The organism is Pantoea graminicola (assembly GCF_048452665.1).
Classification (GTDB): domain Bacteria; phylum Pseudomonadota; class Gammaproteobacteria; order Enterobacterales; family Enterobacteriaceae; genus Pantoea.
Genome location: NZ_JBLWSJ010000002.1, coordinates 290,895 through 310,914, shown reverse-complemented (window position 1 = coordinate 310,914; position 20,020 = coordinate 290,895). Strand labels below are relative to the sequence as shown.

Sequence of the window (20,020 nt, the reverse complement as noted above, 5' to 3'; positions counted from 1 at the left end):
AGGGCAGGGTGACAGACAGAAGAACGAAGATTGTGCGCAGAGGAAGAGAGTGACCCTTTGCGCCTGCGGGAGACGCAAAGGGTCAGGACAATACGTCACCGTGGTTTACGCGGCGGCGTGCAGCGGCTTACTTAACCGGCATGCCCGGAACGGCACCGCTGTCTACGGAAAGCACAAACAGATCTTTGCCGCCCGGTCCGGCGGAGAGCACCATACCTTCAGAGATACCGAAGCGCATTTTACGCGGCGCGAGGTTCGCCACGATGATGGTCATCTTACCGACCAGCACAGACGGGTCCGGGTAGGCCGCGCGGATGCCGGAGAAAATCTGGCGCTTCTCACCGCCCAGGTCGAGTTGCAGACGCAGCAGTTTGTCTGACCCTTCAACCAGTTCCGCCTGCTCAATCAGGGCAACGCGCATATCCACTTTGGCAAAGTCATCAATGGTGATGGTGTCACCAATTGGCGCGTCTGCCAGCGGACCGGTGACGGCTGGCGCATTCGCGGCGGCAGCATCCTCTTTCGACGCTTCAATCAGCCCCTCTACCTTCGCCATCTCAATGCGACTGTAGAGTGCTTTAAACGGCGCAACCTGATGATCGAGCAGTGGCTGTGCAATCGCATCCCAGCTCAGTTCGGTGTTCAGGAAGCTCTCTGCACGGGCGCTCAGTGAAGGCAGCACCGGCTTCAGCCAGGTCATCAGAATGCGGAACAGGTTGATGCCCATTGAGCAGATCGCCTGCAGATCGGCATCGCGGCCTTCCTGCTTCGCCACCACCCACGGAGCCTGCTCATCGACATAACGGTTTGCCAGGTCGGCCAGCGTCATGATCTCGCGGATAGCGCGGCTGTACTCACGGCTTGCCCAGGCTTCGCCAATCTTCTCAGAAGCCTCAACAAAGGTCTGATAGAGCGCCGGATCGGCCAGCTCAGAGGCCAGCTTGCCGTCGAAGCGTTTGGTGATGAAACCGGCGTTACGCGACGCCAGGTTAACCACTTTATTGACGATGTCGGCATTCACGCGCTGCACGAAATCTTCCAGGTTAAGGTCGATGTCGTCGATACGGGAAGAGAGCTTCGCCGCATAGTAGTAACGCAGGCTGTCGGCATCCAGATGCTGCAGCCAGGTGCTGGCTTTAATAAAGGTGCCGCGCGACTTCGACATTTTGGCACCGTTGACGGTGACATAGCCGTGTACGAACAGGTTGTTTGGCTTGCGGAAGTTGCTGCCTTCCAGCATCGCTGGCCAGAACAGGCTGTGGAAATAGACGATGTCTTTACCGATAAAGTGATAGAGCTCGGTAGTGGAGTCTTTGCGCCAGAACTCGTCGAAGTCGATGTCGCCACGTTTGTCGCACAGGTTCTTGAACGAGCCCATGTAACCGATAGGCGCATCCAGCCAGACGTAGAAATATTTGCCTGGCGCGTCCGGAATTTCGAAGCCGAAGTAAGGCGCATCGCGGGAGATATCCCACTGCTGCAGGCCGGATTCGAACCACTCCTGCATCTTGTTCGCCACCTGATCCTGCAGCGCACCCGAACGGGTCCAGGCCTGCAGCATCGCGCTGAACGACGGCAGATCAAAGAAGAAGTGCTCGGAATCACGCATCTCCGGCGTCGCGCCAGAGACCACCGATTTCGGCTCAATCAGTTCGGTCGGGCTGTAGGTCGCGCCGCACACTTCGCAGTTATCGCCATACTGATCGGCCGCTTTACATTTCGGGCAGGTGCCTTTCACAAAACGGTCCGGCAGGAACATCCCTTTTTCCGGATCGTAGAGCTGGGAAATGGTGCGGTTCTTAATAAAACCGTTCTCTTTCAGACGTCCGTAGATCAGCCCGGCCAGCTCACGGTTCTCGTCGCCGTGGGTCGAGTGATAGTTGTCGTAGCTGATATCGAAACCGGCAAAGTCCGCTTCATGCTCGCTTTTCATTTCGGCGATCATCTGCTCCGGTGCAATTCCCATCTGCTGGGCTTTCAGCATGATAGGCGTGCCGTGCGCATCATCGGCGCAGATGAAAAAGACCTGATTGCCACGCATTCGCTGATAACGCACCCAAATGTCTGCCTGAATATGCTCGAGCATGTGGCCGAGATGGATTGATCCGTTTGCGTAAGGCAGTGCGCACGTTACCAGTATTTTTTTAGCGACTTGAGTCATAGTTTGCGTAGCTTTCTGTTGATTGAAAAAACGGGCTTAGATGGTAACTGAAGGCTTCTCCGGCGTAAACACAAGGGATTCACCCCCGCCAGTCGCCGCGAACCGAAGTGCATCTGATATCATTGAGATTACCTCGCTGAGACACAGCGTAAGCAGAGCAGAAATAAGGAGCAGGGGATGACAGCACAATCCCGGGAAACGCATACGCCAGAAGGGCTGCGCGCCATTGTCGCGGGCGTATTAAGAAGCTTTGAGCATCCGACCCTTAAACAGAATCTCACCGCCCTGAAGGCGCTGCATCATGTGGCGCAGCTCGACGGAACGCTGCATGTGGAACTGCTGATGCCGTTTGCCTGGGCCAGCGGCTTTGACGCGCTGAAAGAGCAGGTCAGCGCCGAGCTGCTGCGTCAGACGGGCGCACGCGCCATCGACTGGCGGCTCAGCCATGAAATTGCCACCCTGAAGCGGGTAAAAAATCAGCCTGGCGTGAACGGCGTCAAAAACATCATCGCGGTCAGCTCCGGCAAAGGCGGCGTCGGCAAATCCAGCACCGCCGTCAACATGGCGCTGGCCCTGGCCGCAGAAGGGGCGCGGGTCGGTATTCTCGACGCCGATATCTATGGCCCGTCGGTGCCGGACATGCTCGGCACTCAGGACCAGCGGCCTACCTCGCCGGATGGCACCCATATGGCCCCGATTATGGCGCATGGACTGGCGACAAACTCGATCGGCTATCTGGTCACGGATGACAACGCGATGGTGTGGCGTGGGCCGATGGCCAGCAAAGCCCTGATGCAGCTGCTGAACGAAACCCTGTGGCCGGAGCTGGATTATCTGGTCCTGGATATGCCGCCGGGCACCGGCGACATTCAGCTGACGCTGGCGCAGAATGTGCCGGTTACGGGCGCGCTGGTGGTGACGACGCCGCAGGACATCGCGCTGATCGATGCCCGCAAAGGGCTGGTGATGTTTGAAAAGGTCAACGTGCCGGTGCTGGGGGTGGTGGAAAACATGAGCATGCATATCTGCAGCCAGTGTGGTTTCCACGAGCCGATTTTCGGCACCGGCGGCGCCGAAAAACTGGTCAGGGATTATCAGACGCAGCTTCTGGCACAACTACCGCTGCACATCGATCTGCGTGAAGATCTCGATGAGGGGCAGCCGACGGTCATCCGCCGACCGGAAAGCGAGTTCACCACGCTCTATCGCCAGCTGGCCGGACGGGTCGCCGCACAGCTCTACTGGCAGGGCGAGGTCATCCCGGGCGATATCGCGTTCCGCGCGCTCTAAGTCCGACCCGACCCGCTGGCAGAGTGCGAGGCCAGCGGGTAGTGCATTAAGACATAGCCGCCGTGCTCGCCTTCCCCCTGCGAAATCTTCTTCCAGCCATGTTTCAGGTAGAAAGCCTGCGCTGCGGTGTTCTTCAGCAGGCACTTCAGCGCGCCGGTGGAGGTAAAATGCGCCTCGGCCGCCCTGAGCAGGGCGCTGCCGATGCCGCGCCCCTGCCAGTCAGGATCCACATAGAGGCTGTGCAGAAAATTATCGTTCTCCAGCAGGCCGGCAAAGCCGGTACGCCGCCCGTCCGTTTCGGCGACCAGCACGGTTTCCCCCAGGATTACCTCATCGAAATCTTCCAGTTGCCACTCGCTGCCGTCCAGCCAGTGCCAGTTATGCCGGCGTGCCGCCAGGAAAAGCGTACGCAAAAAGGGACGATCGGCTTCAGTAAACGGACGAATCTCCACAAGTCAGCTCCTTTATCATCGGGTCTTACAAAATTAGCAGCGATTCGCGGAAAGGGTTGCAGAGGATAAAGCGGGTTTCATGTCAGGGAAATCGCTGTACACTGCCTGCCGGGCCAGAGAGCATGAGGCTTTCAGCGTTTGATAGCTTTCGTTAATCAGATTGATAACGTCTGCATATTAGATGTTGGCCCGGAAATTATGTAACCTGCATCACATATTTTAACGGAGGCCACCAGATGTCTATTATCAATACCAAAATCAAGCCGTTCAAAAACGCAGCATTTAAAAACGGCGAATTCATCGACGTAACCGAGAAAGACGTTGAAGGTAAATGGAGTGTGTTCTTCTTCTATCCAGCTGACTTCACCTTCGTCTGCCCGACCGAACTGGGCGACGTGGCTGATCACTACGAAGAGTTCCAGAAACTGGGCGTAGATATCTACTCCGTTTCGACTGATACCCACTTTACCCACAAAGCCTGGCACGGTTCTTCTGACACCATCGCAAAAATTAAATATGCGATGATCGGTGACCCGACTGGCGCGCTGACCCGTAACTTCGAAATCATGCGTGAAGACGAAGGTCTGGCTGACCGTGGTACGTTCATCGTTGACCCGGAAGGCGTTATCCAGGCTATCGAAATCACCGCTGAAGGCATTGGCCGTGACGCCTCTGACCTGCTGCGTAAAGTGAAAGCGGCTCAGTACGTGGCTTCACACCCAGGTGAAGTATGCCCGGCAAAATGGAAAGAAGGTGATGCTACCCTGGCGCCATCTCTGGACCTGGTTGGTAAAATCTAATTCCGCTTCGGCCTTTCGACCATTCTCCAATCGGGTGCTGCGGCACCCGATTTTTTGACCAGGATATCACTATGCTCGACACTAATCTGAAAACACAGCTCAGGGCTTACCTTGAGAAATTAACAAAACCTGTTGAGTTGATTGCCACCCTGGATGAGGGCGCAAAATCAACCGAGATCCGTGAACTGTTGGTTGATATCGCTGAACTGTCTGACAAAGTCAGCTTCCGCGAAGAGAACGATCGTCAGGTGCGCAAGCCCTCTTTCCTGATCACGAACCCAGGTTCGAACAGTGGCCCGCGTTTTGCCGGTTCGCCACTGGGTCACGAATTTACCTCACTGGTGCTGGCCCTGTTACAGACCGGTGGGCATCCGTCGAAAGAAGCACAGAGCCTGCTGGATCAGATCGCAGCGCTGGACAGTGACTTCCACTTCGAAACCTACTATTCGCTCTCATGCCATAACTGCCCTGACGTCGTTCAGGCGCTGAACCTGATGGCGGTGATTAACCCGCGCATCAGCCACACCGCGATCGACGGTGGCCTGTTCCAGAACGAGATTCAGGAACGAAACGTTATGGGCGTGCCAGCTGTTTTCCTCAACGGCAAAGAGTTTGGCCAGGGCCGTATGAGCCTGGCGGAGATTGTCAGCAAAGTCGATACCAATGCTGACAAACGTGCGGCCGACGAACTGAACAAGCGTGACGCTTATGACGTGCTGATTGTCGGCAGCGGCCCGGCGGGCGCTGCTGCTGCTATCTACTCGGCACGTAAAGGGATCCGTACCGGCCTGCTGGGCGAACGCTTCGGCGGCCAGGTGCTGGACACGGTCGATATCGAAAACTATATCTCCGTGCCGAAAACTGAAGGGGCAAAACTGGCGGGTTCACTGCGCGCTCACGTTGATGATTACAACGTCGATGTAATTGAGAGCCAGAGCGCGATTAAGCTGATCCCGGCCGTGAAAGAGGGCGGCATGCACGCCATCGAAACGGCATCAGGTGCCGTGCTGAAATCGCGCAGCATCATCCTGGCGACAGGCGCACGCTGGCGTAACATGGGCGTGCCGGGCGAAGAAGAGTACCGCACCAAAGGCGTGACTTACTGCCCGCACTGCGATGGCCCGCTGTTCAAAGGCAAGCGCACGGCAGTTATCGGTGGCGGTAACTCCGGTGTGGAAGCGGCTATCGACCTGGCGGGCATCGTCGAACACGTTACGCTGCTGGAGTTTGCCGGTGAGATGCGCGCCGACAAAGTGCTGCAGGATAAACTGCGCAGCCTGAAAAACGTCGATGTGATCCTGAATGCACAGACCACCGAAGTCAAAGGTGACGGCAGCAAAGTTACCGGTCTGAACTACATTGACCGCACCACGCAGACAACCCGTGAGCTGGCGCTCTCCGGTATCTTCGTCCAGATTGGTCTGCTGCCGAATACCCCGTGGCTGGAAGGGGCGGTTGAGCGCAATAAGATGGGTGAGATCATCATCGATGCTAAATGCGAAACCAGCCTGAAAGGCGTATTCGCGGCAGGTGACTGCACCACCGTACCGTACAAGCAGATTATTATCGCCAGCGGTGAAGGTGCAAAAGCCTCGCTGAGTGCGTTTGACTATCTGATTCGGACCCAGTCGGCAGAGTAATCTGCCGCAGACTGAAAGCCTCCCGTCATCGCGACCGGGAGGCTTTTTTTTGCCCGTAAGCGTCACGCTGTATGACGGCCTCTTTGTATCGCTTTGCCGGTGTGCGACGCGCACTGTTAAGCGCTTGCAGGCGTCTCTGCGCAAAAAGCGCAGACTGACCCGTTTGTATCATTACGCAGAGTCAGGCGTTGTCATCTTCCGGGGTAATAAGCATATCAATTGAAAAGCGCGCCCCGCCGGACGCCCCGGCAGCATTGACAGCGAAACCTGACCGCCAGCGACGTGATGTTGTTCTGTCTGACCCATTTCATCCCAGCCAGCGTCGCGCCTGGCGATCGCTGATATCACGATAATAGATACGATGGATAGTTTCACCGCAGCCTGAACACCAGGCGGAAAGAGAGGTGGAGAGATAATATCTGCCATTGGGAGCGATAGCACCGCGCCGCTCGATAATAATATTCTGCCATCGATGACAGTGTGGAATAATCGCTGAAAATCGCATCATACGTCCTGAATAGTATGAAGTTCAGTTTCTGAAATAACCTGGCCGGGTGCGTAAAACTTAATGTGAAGCCCGATATTTACCGACAGCCATCGCGGCCACTGCAACAAAAAGGCGTTCTGGAAATGACTTTACGGGTGATACCTCTAAAGAGGTATTTCACTGGCCCGCAGCATTAGGCCTCTTTTTGCACCACGCGGTGTTGATCAGGATCATAGTAAAGAGGCGATGCAACCCGGTTTTCTCAGCCTGGCGCCATGCTGAATTGCAGCAGGAGGCGTGCAAAGGCGACCGATCATGACCTGTCACGCTTTCCGTTTTATTACTCGCAACCTTGAGTCTCTGTTTGCGTGCCCGGGTGACATTACCGCCATAATATCTCTTTATTCAGGTGATCTGATTCACAGTTGCTAAGAAACGGAACGGGAGTTTTAAAAAAAGTAATTGCGGCAAACAGAGGCGGTGCTGCATAAATCAGACATGGAAAGTCTGAGGTAAAAATTAATGGAACAGGTAAAAGAAAATGACTCTTTCTGCTGGTTAGTCGAACGGGAGAATATCAGATCGTTATTCAACGACAACGCGCTATATATTAACGCTATCCTTTTCCCGGATATAGCGTCACCTGTGCTCGACAATCTGAAAAAAGAGTTTCTCTCTTTTTCACCGACGATGGCAGAAAAGGGTAAAAGATTCATTTTCAGCTTAGACGGCGATGGGCGCAGGGCCGGAAGTTTTACTCTGCGTCACGATGAACAGGTTATTGAAGTCTCGGCCAGTGAGATGACCGGATTACTCTATGGCTGGTTTGAGCTGTTAAAACGTCTCCGGCTGAACGATTTTTCCTGCGGCACGTACATCTCCGACTCTCCCGCCATCACTATCCGGATGCTGAATCACTGGGATAACATGGATGGCACCATCGAGCGCGGCTATGCTGGCCGGTCACTGTTCTTTGCTGATAACAGATTCACGGGCGATCATGAGAAAACAGGCCGCTATGCTCGCCTGCTGGCCAGCGCGGGCATCAATGCGCTGACCATCAATAACGTCAACGTTCATCAGGTAGAGACACGGCTGATTACGCAGGAATACCGGCAGGCGCTGATTGAGCTGTGTGACCTCTTTCGCGGATGGGGGATTCAGCTCTTTTTATCCGTGAATTACGCCAGTCCGATAGAGCTGGGGGATTTAACGACAGCCGATCCACTCGATGCGCAGGTCAAAGCCTGGTGGCGTCACTGTTTTGATGCGCTTTATCGCGACATTCCCGATTTCGGTGGCGTGGTGGTGAAAGCGGACTCAGAGCATCGTCCCGGCCCCTTTACCTATCACCGAACCCATGCGGACGGGGCCAACATGCTCGGCGAGGCGCTGGCTCCCCACGGCGGACTGGTTTTCTGGCGCTGCTTTGTCTACAACTGCCAGCAGGACTGGCGCGATCGTCAGACCGACCGGGCGCGCGCCGCCTGTGAACATTTCGCGCCGCTGGATGGTCAGTTCCGTGAAAACGTGATTCTGCAGATCAAAAACGGCCCGATGGATTTTCAGGTGCGTGAACCGGTTTCGCCGCTGCTGGGGGCAATGCCTGCCACCAATCAGGTGCTCGAACTGCAAATCACCCAGGAGTATACCGGGCAGCAGATCGACCTGTTCTGGCTGGTGCCGCAGTGGAAAACGATTCTGGCGTTTGATACCCGACTCTCATCCGGCCCCTCCACCATCGAAGATCTGGTCTGCGGGCGGGCAAACGGAATGCCACATGCCGGTGTAACTGCGGTCGCTAATACCGGCGACGACCGCTTCTGGACCGGACATCTGCTGGCGCAGGCCAATCTCTATGGCTATGGCCGGCTTCTCTGGGATCCAGCTATCGAAGCTGAGGGGCTCGCCAGGGAGTGGAGCCAGTTAACCTTCGGGACAGATGCAGAGGTGACCCGCACGGTCAGTGAGATGCTGCTGTCCAGCGGTCAGATCTACGAAGATTACACCGCGCCGCTGGGCGTGGGCTGGATGGTCAATCCCCATCATCATTACGGACCAAACATTGACGGCTATGAATATGACGTATGGGGAACGTATCACTATGCCGATCGCAATGGCCTGGGCGTGGATCGCACGCTCGAAAGCGGCACGGGCTATGTCTCGTTATATGCGCCAGAAAATTGCCAGCTTTATAACGATCTGCAGCGTTGCCCTGATGAATTAATCCTCTTTTTCCATTTTCTGCGTTACGACCACCGTCTGAAAAATGGTAACAGCGTCATTCAGCATATTTACGACACCCATTTTTCTGGCGTTGAGGCCGTAGACGAGTTTATTCATCGCTGGCAAACGCTGGCGGGTTTAATGCCCTCTGATATTCATGAGCACGTCGCTGAGCGTCTTCAGAAACAGAAAAAGAATGCCAGCGAATGGCGTGACAGAATTAATACCTATTTTTACCGCAAGTCGGGAATTGACGATAACAAGGGACGGAAAATATATAAATAACGTTTGAGGACGGTGGGCAATCGTGCCCACCCTACTGCATGGAGCTGATTATGAAAGAACCTCGTAAGATAACCTTAAAAAATTATATGGGTTATGGTGTCACCGATATACTCGGCAGTGGCGCTTTTGCCGTAATGGGTGCCTGGCTGATGTTTTTCTATGTCACCTATTGCGGCTTAAGCCCGATGCAAGCCGGTTCAATCCTCTTTATTGCCCTAATCCTGGATACGATTATCAGTCCGCTGGTTGGCTATTTGACGGATAATATCGGCAATACCCGTATCGGACGGCGATTTGGCCGTCGCCGATCTTTTTTATTACTCTGCTGCCCGCTGCTGATTATCTTCAGTCTGATGTGGGTGGAGGGGATGCACTATTTTTATTACCTCGCCACCTATCTGTTAATGGAAGTGGTTGCGGCCATGATCATTATTCCCTATGAAGCGATCGCCTCGGAGATGACCAGCGACTATAAAGAGCGAACCCGGCTCTCAGCTTCAAGGATTATTTTTGCCGGACTGGCCGCCTCACTGGCTACCTTTATTCCGGGGCAGCTGTTTAAATTATCAGGCAATCAATCTGCGCAGGCGTTCCTGATTAATGGTGTCATCTTTACGGTGCTCACGATGATTGCGGTGATAATTACCTATCTGACAACCTGGGAGCGCGACGACGCGGCTGACGCACGGCGTCCGGAACCGTGCAGATCCGGAAGGAAAGTCGTTTCATCGGTTATCAGAGAGATGCTCACAAGCCTGAAGGTCAAAGCCTTCAGACAGCTTCTGCTGATGTATCTTCTCTCCTTTACCGCACTGGATCTGCTGAGTTCCGTCTTTGCTTTTTTCATCATCTTTGCCCTTCATCAGGATGCGACCCTGGCTGCGAACCTGATGTCAGTAGGGATCTTCTGCTTCGGCTGGGGAACGGCGCTTTTTGCCTGGGCTTTTATCCGCTATAAGCCCGCCAGATTACTGCAGCTCTGTTATCTGATGGTGATGCTATGCATGCTGGCATTTACCGCTTTCTATTTTTATCAGCCTGCCTGGATGATTCCGGCACTCTATGGCATCGCCTTTATCTACCAGTTATTTAAGGGTGGCTATGTCTACCTGACCTGGAATATCTATCCGTTTATTCCCGACGATGATGAAGTGATCACGCGAAGACGTCGTGAAGGCATTTTTGCCGGCATGATGACCTTTGCGAGAAAAAGCACCCTGGGGGCATCCGCATTGATTGTGGGCGCACTTCTCGAAATGAACGGCTTTGTCTCAGGGGCTGCGACGCAGACAACCTTAGCGACAGAGACGGTTGTGGGTATTGTCTGCCTGGGCACGCTGGGGTTACTGCTTCTCGCGTTTCTCGTCTCTACCCGCTTTGCGTTAGATCGCCGCACGCATCAGATCCTGCTTGAGGAAGTGGCGCGCCTGAAAGAGACAGAAGGCGACCTCACCAACAGCCCTGCCGGGACACGCGCTGTAATTGAAAGCCTGACCGGAATTAAATATGAAAATATCTGGCAGGGTGAAAGCCGCGCGCATCCTCACTCCAGCCCTGATCCGTCCGAAAGGAAAGACGCAAACAGCGCAGAGCCAGCTACGTCGGATCGGTAAGTTTCAATCACACAGAGGTTATTCATGGATCGTCATTATCAGGATCCCTCATTGCCTGCGGAGGCGCGTGCCCGCTATCTGCTCAGCCAGATGACACTGGACGAGAAAATCGCGCAGATGCATGGTTACTGGCTGATGGTTTCAGATGAGGGAGCGGTCACCGAACGGCAGGATGCCAGTGACCAGTTCAGCCACCGGGACGCGCAGGCATCGTTTGAACAGAAGATGGCGCTGGGGGTGGGGCAGATTACGCGGCCCTTTGGTTCCGGGATGCTGAATGCTGAAACCGGGATTGCTCTGTTTAATGCGCTGCAAAAACGCATTATGGCAGCAGGCCGTTTCGGTATTCCGGCGATGTTTCATGAGGAGTGTCTGACAGGATTGATGTGTATGGGGGCGACCCTGTTTCCGTCATCGCTGAATATGGCCTCCACCTGGCATCCCGGGCTGATAAAGGCGATGGCGGACTGTATTGGCAGAGAGGCACGCAGCATTGGCTGTCGTCAGGCGCTGGCGCCGGTTCTTGATGTGTCGCGCGATTTGCGCTGGGGCCGTACAGAAGAGACGTTTGGCGAAGATCCCTATCTGGTCGGGATTATGGCGACAGAATATGTGAGGGGGCTGCAGGGAGAGCAACGTGATCTGCTGGCGACGCTGAAACACTATGCGGCGCACTCGTTCAGCGAGGGGGCACGTAACCACGCACCGGTTCATCTGGGGTTCAAAGAACTTAATGATATCTTTCTGCTGCCTTTTGAGATGGCGGTTAAGCTGGCGAATGCGGGATCGGTGATGCCCGCTTACCATGATATCGATAATCAGCCCTGCCATAACGATGCCTTCCTGCTGACCGAAATATTACGCAACCGCTGGGGATTCGACGGGCTGATCGTAGCCGATTATGGCGGCGTCAGCCTGCTGCATCAGCATCATGGCGTCACTGCCGATCGCGCCGAATCAGCTGCCAGTGCCTTTAACGCCGGCCTCGATGTGGAGTTGCCGAAAGATGACTGCGCGGCGGCCCTGACAGAGGCGCTGGCACGGGGGCTGATCGCGGAGGAGAAAATCGATCAGATCGTCGCCAGAATCCTGACGGAGAAATTCAGAACGGGACTTTTCGACAATCCCTTTATCCCGGATGCCCGGCCCGATTTTCAGTCGGTGCGGGCGCGTCAGGTTGCCCGGCAGGTGGCACTGGAATCCATGATCCTGCTGGAGAATGACGGCACCTTACCGCTGCGGGCGTCAGCACTGGAGTCGGTCGCGGTCATCGGCCCGACGGCGGATGACCCACTGGCGCTGTTATCGGGATACAGTTTTCCCGTGCACCTGATTCTGAATGATACCGAGGCGAATACCAGCCAGGTCACCACGCCATTAACTGCTCTGCAGCAGGCGCTGCCAGAGTGCCGGATCACGTATCGGAAAGGGTGCCATATTCTGACGGAGCGTGCCGCAGGAACCCCGGTGTTTCCGGGGGATGTCGGCAGGCCGCTGGCCGTCTCACCGGTGTCGCGCGATGAATCGCTGATCGCCGACGCGGTTCAGGCTGCGCAAGAGTCGACGCTGGCGATCTGCTTTGTGGGCGATCTGGCCGGGCTGTTCCAGAGTGGCACGGTCGGCGAGGGATCGGACAGCGATACCCTGAACCTGCCTGGCGTACAGCAGAAATTGCTAGAGGCGGTGGTGGAGACGGGCGTTCCGACTATCGTGGTTATGACCAGCGGCCGCCCCTACAGCCTGCAGGGGCTTGAAGATCGGCTGGCGGGATTTCTGATGGCGTGGCAGGCCGGGCAGGAGGGGGCCTGCGCCATTGCAGACATTCTGACGGGCAGGCAGAGTCCCGGTGGCAGACTGGTCGTCTCAGTGCCGGGAAACGTGGGGGCGATGCCCTATTTTTATAATCATAAAATGAAGAGCAGCGGCACCCCGGTCGCCTTTCATTTTCCACCGCGCTACGCCTTTGGTTACGGCCTGAGCTACTCGTTATTCAGACTTTCGGCCCTCACTTTACCAAAGATGATTTTCACTATGGATGAGGCGGTGACCTTTACCGTGACGGTGGAAAATAGCGGAGAGCGGGAGGCCGACACCGTCATTCAGGTCTATGTCCGCGATATACAGGCTTCACTGGTGCGCCCGGTTAAAGAGTTAAAAGCGTTTCAGCGTATTCGGCTGGCCCCGGCGCAGTCTGCTGAAATCAGCTTTACGCTTCCGGTCGACATGCTTAATTTTACGGACAATCAGGGCAGGCGCAGGGTAGAGCCGGGAGACTTTATTTTAATGATTGGTGAAGCCTCAGATAATATTGTGCTTCAGCAGACGATTACGCTGGCAGGGCCGCTGCGCATTCTGGATGAGCACTGGTCAATGGAGAGTCATGCCACCATCAGTTATCGCTCACCATCCACAACCTGATTATTCCAGCCAGATCTATCCTGCCTCTGTTTTCTATTCACCGCTCTCCGGAGCGGTTTTTTTAATTAAACCTTTAACGTAATGGCTCTCTTGTTTTTTATATTTTGCACACAGTCACAGTTGCTATATTTAATAATTAGCCAGTAAAAAATGATAAAATTATATTCATGCGCTTTCGGTTATTCTATAACCATAAAAAGGATTACTACCATAAAGGGAAAAGACGATGAAAGCGATGATGAAAAAACAGGCGTTAGCCAGTGCAGTAATAATTTCTGCTATGCCACTTTCTGCCTTTGCGTTAGATTTCTCATCCACAGGCGTGGATATTCGTGAAGCCTATACCACCGGCAGTAAAATGTTCCAGACCCGACTGCAGATTTCAACCGTGATTAATGACAGTGTTTCTTTCTCATATCAGAACACGATCAACAACGGTAGTAATTACACTGAATTTAAGAACAACTACTCAGAGGTAGAGGTCACCTACGCGATTCCGCTGACAGACCGGTTTTCGTTTATTCCCGACATGGTCTTCAGCTGGGGGCACAAGGGCAGCCACATCGATCCCTACCTGAAGTTTAATTATCAACTCAGCCCTCAGTTCGGCGTGATGGCCGGGTATCGCTACTATCACTACAACTATAAAACACCCTGCCTGGATGACAGTCTGCAACGAAACAGCTCGCACGAATATGATCTATGGCTGAACTGGCAGGTCACGGATAAGTTATTTGTTAACTATAACCCGGTCTATCTGCAGAAGCAGAACGATTTTCACTTCGGAAATAACAAAAAAGAGATGTGGCAGCATACGCTCTATCTCAGCTACCAGTATGACTCACACTGGAAACCTTTTGGTGATATTTCCGATCTGGGCCGGGCAGGAAACGGCGATAAAGAGTACCGGATGCGTATCGGCCTGAAATATCTGTTCTGAAGCATTCTCTCTGGCGGGCCGGCGTAGATTTTAAACGTGCCTTCCCGCCAGAAAATACGGTTTCGCTGACGGATAGATTCAGCCAGTTAACTGGCACGATTCTGCTCCTGATAACGGCTGCGGTAGGCTTTAGGGGTCAGATTATAGGTTTTCCTGAAGACCAGATAGAAATACTGAACAGAGGGATAACCCGCAATCAGTGAGATCTCTTTCATCGGGAGATCTGTGGTGATGAGTAAGTTGCGGGCATGTTCGATTTTTTCATTATGAATGACGGTGTGAATGGTCGCACCCAGATGCGCTTTAAAACGGATTTCCAGACTGGTTCGTGAAATACCGGTAAAACTGATGACCTGTTCAGCCTTGATACCCTTACAGGCATTATCGCGGATAAAGTTCATTGCCCGGATAACATAGGGATCGACAATAGAACGATAATTGCTCGAACGGCGTTCCACCAGTTTCAGCGGGGGAACCACCACGCGCTGCAACGGCAATGACTCTCCCTTTAAGAGTTTATGAAGAATTTCAGCCGCGCAGGAACCCATTTTTATTGCGCCATGAACCACGGAGGAGAGACTGATGCCCGACAGATGTTGCGTTAACTCTTCATTGTCGATGCCAATCATGGCTAACTTTTCCGGCACCGGGATCCCTATATTTTCACAGATCTGCAGTAAATGTCTGGCGCGGGAATCTGTCACCGCGACGATGCCGGTGCCCTCTGGCAGAGACGTTACCCAGTCAGCCAACTGGTTCTGCGCCGTCTGCCAGTTATCGATAGTGATATCATGGCCGCGATAAATTAATCCGGTCCGGTCCTTTTGCTGCAGGATCGCAGCAAATGCGTTCTCACGTTCGGTTGCCCAGCGTTTATCCGGACATACAGGGAAGCTGTACAGGGCAAAATGTTCCATACCCTTGTTAATCAGATGCTCCAGCGCGGTCGCGACCAGGCTGTAGTTATCAGTAGCCACATAGTGCAGATTCGGAAAAGCCTTTCCGGAGGAGTAGGAGCCACCAATACCGACAACAGGCATGGTCAGCTTATTGAGTTCCTGTTCAACCGCCAGCACATCGCAGTCAGCAATTACACCATCCACGTTCCAGCCATTGATGCTGTCAATGTTACTGCGGAAATCGTCTGCGATGTAAACATCCCACAGGGTACGGGAACGCTGCAGGTATTTACCCACGCCCTCGATTGTCTGGCGGTCATACGCCTTATTCGCATTAAATAAGAGCGCGATATGAAAGGTCTTCTCCATTCCGTCAGCCTCCCTGGCAGGTTTATCCTGCACTGTGAATAGCACAGGTCGGTGCTTTCTTTAACCGTTTTGTGTTTGTCCTGTAAGCTGGCGCACTCTTTTTCTGCGTTGCGTGAAAAAAGTCCAGTGCGGCAACGCGTGTAGTGTGTGAAAAAGATAAATGCCCAGATTGATCAGACAGTTAACCTGTATAGGTAATCTGGAACGCGACAGGTGAAAGCTGCGCGAAATAAACGGGATCGCCTGGTAAAGTGTTACGGGTTTCTTCGCGAATCCGGATGTGGCAGAAGCGGGGCGGCGCAGACTGCCCGCGCGGTTTCTGCCGGTGAGTGAGGACGCCAACGGAGTCCGGGAGTGATGCCGTAATCGTGCGGTATGCGTTTACAGGACCGCCTGCTGACATTACTATCCTGACTGACTGAATTTAGTTAAATGACTCGGGGTGCCCTTCTTTGTGAAGGCTGAGAAATACCCGTATTACCTGATCTGGATAATGCCAGCGTAGGGAAGTCTGATGCCTGACCGCATTCGCCTTCTTGTTCGCCGGTTGGGAGCTATGATGTCACAGCCATCTCAACACCTTTCTGCCGCGCACTTCGCGCCCTGTCTGCACGCTTTTCGCCGTCACTCACCGCTGGTCCACTGTATGACCAATGAGGTGGTACAGAACTTCACCGCCAACGTGCTGCTTGCACTGAACGCCTCGCCGGCGATGGTCATCGATGCTGACGAAGCCGCTGAGTTCAGCCGCTTTGCCGATGCGCTCCTCATCAATGTCGGCACCCTGACCCGCGAGCGCCAGCAGGCGATGCAGGCCGCCGTCAGCGCCGCCCGAGAGGCAGGCACCCCCTGGACGCTCGACCCGGTCGCCGTCGGTGCTCTGACGCTGCGCAGTGACTTCTGCCAGCAGTTATTGAGCCAGGAACCGGCTGTGATCCGCGGCAACGCTTCAGAGATTCTGGCGCTGGCAAAGCAGGCCAGTGGCGGACGCGGCGTGGATACGCTGCACCAGGCGGATGCGGCGCTCGATGCCGCCCGTCAGCTCGCCATTCGCTGGCGCACGCTGGTCATTGTCAGCGGTGAAGTGGACTACGCCACCGATGGCACGCGGATCTTTGCGCTTCGCGGCGGCTCGCCCCTGATGACGCGGGTGGTGGGAACCGGCTGTGCGCTCTCTGCGGTCGTGGCAGGGTTCAGCAGCCTGCCCGGCGATCGGCTGTTAAATGTGGCCGCCGCCTGTCAGGTGATGTCGTCAGCGGGAGAAAGGGCAGCGTCTCAGGCCGCCGCGCCGGGCAGTTTTGCCACGGCGTTTGTCGATGCACTCTGGACGCTGGAGGCGCATCATGAAGCGCATTAATGCCCTGACGATTGCCGGGACCGATCCCAGCGGCGGCGCCGGGATTCAGGCCGATCTGAAGACGTTCTCCGCGCTGGGTGCCTATGGCACCAGTGTGATCACCGCGCTGGTGGCACAGAACACCTGCGGGGTTCAGTCGGTCTGCCGTATTGATCCGGACTTTGTGACCGCTCAGCTCGATTCGGTGCTGAGTGATGTCCGCATTGATAGTGCGAAAATTGGCATGTTGTCGGAAACGGCTATTGTGGAGCAGGTGGCCGCCCGGCTCAGGCAGGCGAGCATCCCCTTTGTGGTGCTGGATACGGTGATGGTGGCGAAAAGCGGGGATGCGCTGCTTTCACCGGCTGCCGTAGCCAGTGTCCGTGAGCTGTTATTACCGCAGGTCTCGCTGATTACCCCTAATCTGCCGGAAGCGGCAGCCTTACTGGAGTGTGCCATCGCCACCGACGAGGCGGAGATGCGCAGGCAGGGGCGGGCACTGCTGGCGCTGGGCTGTCAGGCTGTGCTGATGAAGGGCGGTCACCTGGCCGCGGGCGAAAGCCCGGACTGGCTGATCGCGCCCGACGCAGAGCAGCGATTCAGCACGCCGCGCGTCAACACCCGCCATACGCACGGCACGGGTTGTACGCTGTCGGCGGCCTTAGCGGCCCTGCGTCCGCGCCATGCTGACTGGGCGGAAACGCTCGCAGAGGCGAAAAACTGGCTGCAGCAGGCGCTGTTGCAGGCGGATTCACTGGAGGTCGGGAAGGGCATCGGGCCGGTTCACCATTTTCATCAATGGTGGTAGTGATGCAGACCCTCATCGTCCTGGCGGACGGTGAGGGCCTGGCTCAGGGGGTTTCAAACCAGGCGCTGTTGCGCTCGGCAATCGGGGTGATAGAGAAGATCATCTCCTGCAGGTGCAGACGCATGGCCGTTTCGGCCGCATCCGCATTGTGAGACGTCAGCGCGGCAAAGATCTCTTCATGCTGCTCAATCAGCTTTTCCGGCGGCGAGACTTCACTCAGCGTCAGAAACCGAACCCGGTCCATGGTGGCTTTGATGTTCTCCACCGTTTCCCAGGCGAGCCTGCAGTCAATGCTTTCCGCGATCAGGCGATGAAACTCATCGTCGAGGCTGAGAAAAGCCTGGCTGTCGTGACGTGATGCGGCCATGCGCTGCAGCTGCAGATTATGCTCCAGTGCCATCAGCGATGCTGCCGTAATCTCCTGCGCTGCACGACGCACGACCGAGATTTCCACCGCTTCACGGATAAAGCGGCCATCCGCGACCCGTTTGGCAGAAATTTTCCGCACGAAGGTGCCACGTTGCGGCAATACCTGTACCAGTCCCGCTTCGGCCAGCTTAATAAATGCTTCCCGCACCGGCTGGCGCGAGACGTTAAAGCGCGCGGAAACCTCTTTTTCTGAGAGCAGCGAACCCGGCTCAATTGCGCAGGTGACAATATCTTTGCGCAGATAGCGGTAAATCTGCTGATTCACCGGTTCGCTGGTTGTAATGGTATAGGCGATCGACATGCAGCAATATCCATATTACGGCTGGCCGGGACCAGCGCGATGGGAAAGTGTCAGTCTAATCAGCACGCTGCATCTGCGCCAGCCCTTTGTTAACCCGCTGCTGGCGGCGATCGAGGCAGTGATGCACCGTCGCGCGCGCGCCCTGTTCAGAGAGTTGCTGATACCAGTCGGTCAGCCGCGCGACTACATCAGCATTCTGCAGCAGATCCTCGCCAAACACCTCGCGCAGGGAAAGGAGTGCGCGCACGCGCGCCTCGCCCTCTTCGCTGGCGGCCACACATTCCGCCAGCTGTTTCTTCATCGGATCGCGGATCTCAATCGGCTGGCCCTGTTCGTCCACGCCGCCGACGTAGCGCATCCAGCCCGCCACTCCCAGCAGCAGCAGGTCGCAGTCGTTACCGCGCTGCAGATGCCAGCGCAGGCTGTCGAGAAGACGCTGAGGCAGCTTCTGGCTGCCGTCGGTGGCGATTTGTCCGGTGCGGTGTTTGATCGCGCGATTCTCATAACGGGCAATCAGCGAATCGGCATAGGCGTTAAGGTCCACACCCTGGGTGCGCAGGGTAGGGGCCTGCTCATCCACCATCAGTGAACGGGCGGCGGCACGAAAGTGGGGATCGGCCATGCAGTCGCTGATGTGCTCATAGCCCGCCAGGAAGCCGAGATAGGCCAGAAAAGAGTGGCTGCCATTCAGCATGCGCAGTTTCATCTCTTCATAAGGCAGGACATCGCTGACCAGCTCTGCGCCCGCTTTCTCCCAGGCCGGACGACCACTGACGAAGTTATCTTCAATGACCCACTGAAAAAACGGCTCTGCTTCCACGGCGACCGGATCGCAGGAACCCAGGCGCGCGCTGAGTGCGCTAAACGCGGCATCGGTCATGGCCGGAACGATGCGATCCACCATGGTGGACGGGAAGGTGATCTGCTGCTGAATATAATCGGCCAGCGTTGGATCCTGAAGCCGGGCCAGCTGCACAATAACGTTGCGGGTGACATGGCCATTCTCCGGCATGTTGTCACAGGACATCACGCTGAAGGGCGGCAGATCCCGATCCCGGCGGCGGCGAATCGCGGCCAGAATCAGTCCCGGCAGTGAGCGCGGTGCGTCCGGGTTCTGCAGGTCATGCACAATATCGGGGTGATCCGGGTTTAAGTGACCACTGGCCGGCTGGTGGCAGTAGCCTTTCTCGGTCACGGTCATCGAAACAATCGCGACATCGGGCTGAGACATCGCCTCGATCACCGCCTCAATTCCATCACTTTTAGCGTGCAGCGCCTGGGTAATAACGCCAATTACCCGGGTGTGCAATGCGTCATCGGCCATCTCCGTCAGGGTATAGAGGAGATGCTGCTCGCGCAGAGCCTGAATCAGTGCGCCGCTGTTGAGATTCACTTCGCAGTATCCCCAGTCGCTGCCCTGGTCAGCCAGTTTATCGCTGCACAGGGCCTGATGGGCGCGATGAAAGGCACCGAAACCGATGTGCACCATGCGGGTTTTTAACTGACTGCGATCGTAAGCGGGGCGCCTGATCGCCGGGGGCAGGCGGTCGATCTGTAACATAATCC

General features: G+C 55.5%; 15 protein-coding genes and 1 riboswitch. Of the genes, 9 read left to right on the top strand and 6 right to left on the bottom strand.

Translation table 11 applies throughout. The annotated features are described in order from the left end of the window. Positions 1–127 precede the first annotated feature (127 nt). The gene (gene metG / locus ACNY69_RS05495) at positions 128–2,161 is read right to left on the bottom strand and encodes a methionine--tRNA ligase (RefSeq protein WP_111138773.1); all 2,034 of its coding nucleotides are present in this window, start codon (positions 2,159–2,161) and stop codon (positions 128–130) included. Between the two features lie 177 nt (positions 2,162–2,338). Between metG and apbC the strand changes: the two genes are divergently transcribed. Continuing rightward, positions 2,339–3,451, top strand: coding sequence for an iron-sulfur cluster carrier protein ApbC (gene apbC / locus ACNY69_RS05490; protein WP_111138774.1), 1,113 nt, complete (start codon positions 2,339–2,341; stop codon positions 3,449–3,451). On the opposite strand, the gene ACNY69_RS05485 is transcribed toward apbC, so the two are convergent. After that, complete coding sequence (locus ACNY69_RS05485) at positions 3,448–3,903, bottom strand: GNAT family N-acetyltransferase (protein ID WP_111138775.1); 456 nt, start codon at positions 3,901–3,903, stop codon at positions 3,448–3,450. The genes apbC and ACNY69_RS05485 overlap by 4 nt on opposite strands. A gap of 236 nt (positions 3,904–4,139) precedes the next feature. On the opposite strand from ACNY69_RS05485, the gene ahpC reads away from it, so the two are divergent. Both ahpC and ahpF read left to right on the top strand, forming a co-directional pair. After that, positions 4,140–4,703, top strand: a complete 564-nt coding sequence (gene ahpC, locus ACNY69_RS05480) for an alkyl hydroperoxide reductase subunit C (protein ID WP_111138776.1) — start codon at positions 4,140–4,142, stop codon at positions 4,701–4,703. A 71-nt stretch (positions 4,704–4,774) separates the two neighbouring features. Further along, a complete protein-coding gene (ahpF, locus tag ACNY69_RS05475; protein ID WP_111138777.1) occupies positions 4,775–6,343 on the top strand; it encodes an alkyl hydroperoxide reductase subunit F in 1,569 nt (522 codons plus the stop codon). 307 nt (positions 6,344–6,650) lie between these two features. Here ahpF and ACNY69_RS05470 read toward each other — a convergent pair whose 3' ends face one another. Next, positions 6,651–6,848, bottom strand: a complete 198-nt coding sequence (locus ACNY69_RS05470) for a hypothetical protein (RefSeq protein ID WP_111138778.1) — start codon at positions 6,846–6,848, stop codon at positions 6,651–6,653. 504 nt (positions 6,849–7,352) lie between these two features. On the opposite strand from ACNY69_RS05470, the gene ACNY69_RS05465 reads away from it, so the two are divergent. The 4 genes from ACNY69_RS05465 (at position 7,353) to ACNY69_RS05450 (ending at position 14,312) form a co-directional block, all read left to right on the top strand. Continuing rightward, on the top strand, positions 7,353–9,341 hold the full coding sequence (locus ACNY69_RS05465; protein WP_418797543.1) for an alpha-glucuronidase: 1,989 nt from the start codon (positions 7,353–7,355) through the stop codon (positions 9,339–9,341). Positions 9,342–9,391: 50 nt separating this feature from the next. Further along, positions 9,392–10,954 (top strand): MFS transporter, encoded by a 1,563-nt coding sequence (locus ACNY69_RS05460; RefSeq protein ID WP_418797542.1) that lies wholly within the window; start codon positions 9,392–9,394, stop codon positions 10,952–10,954. A gap of 24 nt (positions 10,955–10,978) precedes the next feature. Next, positions 10,979–13,372, top strand: a complete 2,394-nt coding sequence (locus ACNY69_RS05455; protein ID WP_293771847.1) for a glycoside hydrolase family 3 N-terminal domain-containing protein — start codon at positions 10,979–10,981, stop codon at positions 13,370–13,372. Between the two features lie 226 nt (positions 13,373–13,598). Next, positions 13,599–14,312, top strand: coding sequence for an oligogalacturonate-specific porin KdgM family protein (locus ACNY69_RS05450; protein ID WP_111142197.1), 714 nt, complete (start codon positions 13,599–13,601; stop codon positions 14,310–14,312). A gap of 86 nt (positions 14,313–14,398) precedes the next feature. Here ACNY69_RS05450 and ACNY69_RS05445 read toward each other — a convergent pair whose 3' ends face one another. After that, positions 14,399–15,580, bottom strand: a complete 1,182-nt coding sequence (locus ACNY69_RS05445; RefSeq protein WP_418797541.1) for a XylR family transcriptional regulator — start codon at positions 15,578–15,580, stop codon at positions 14,399–14,401. Between the two features lie 428 nt (positions 15,581–16,008). Continuing rightward, positions 16,009–16,105, top strand: a riboswitch (TPP riboswitch). A 34-nt stretch (positions 16,106–16,139) separates the two neighbouring features. On the opposite strand from ACNY69_RS05445, the gene thiM reads away from it, so the two are divergent. Together thiM and thiD are read left to right on the top strand one after the other, a co-directional pair. Beyond that, positions 16,140–16,937 carry a hydroxyethylthiazole kinase gene (gene thiM, locus ACNY69_RS05440; protein ID WP_367396346.1) on the top strand — a complete coding sequence of 266 codons (798 nt, stop codon included), beginning with the start codon at positions 16,140–16,142 and terminating at the stop codon, positions 16,935–16,937. After that, positions 16,924–17,724 carry a bifunctional hydroxymethylpyrimidine kinase/phosphomethylpyrimidine kinase gene (gene thiD, locus ACNY69_RS05435; protein ID WP_111139170.1) on the top strand — a complete coding sequence of 267 codons (801 nt, stop codon included), beginning with the start codon at positions 16,924–16,926 and terminating at the stop codon, positions 17,722–17,724. The genes thiM and thiD overlap by 14 nt, the downstream gene beginning before the upstream one ends. Before the next feature lie 43 nt (positions 17,725–17,767). Here thiD and ACNY69_RS05430 read toward each other — a convergent pair whose 3' ends face one another. Both ACNY69_RS05430 and ACNY69_RS05425 read right to left on the bottom strand, forming a co-directional pair. Next, entirely contained in the window at positions 17,768–18,454 is a 687-nt protein-coding gene (locus ACNY69_RS05430) for a GntR family transcriptional regulator (protein ID WP_111139171.1), read from the bottom strand. 55 nt (positions 18,455–18,509) lie between these two features. Next, entirely contained in the window at positions 18,510–20,015 is a 1,506-nt protein-coding gene (locus ACNY69_RS05425) for a mannitol dehydrogenase family protein (RefSeq protein ID WP_111139172.1), read from the bottom strand. Positions 20,016–20,020 lie beyond the last annotated feature (5 nt).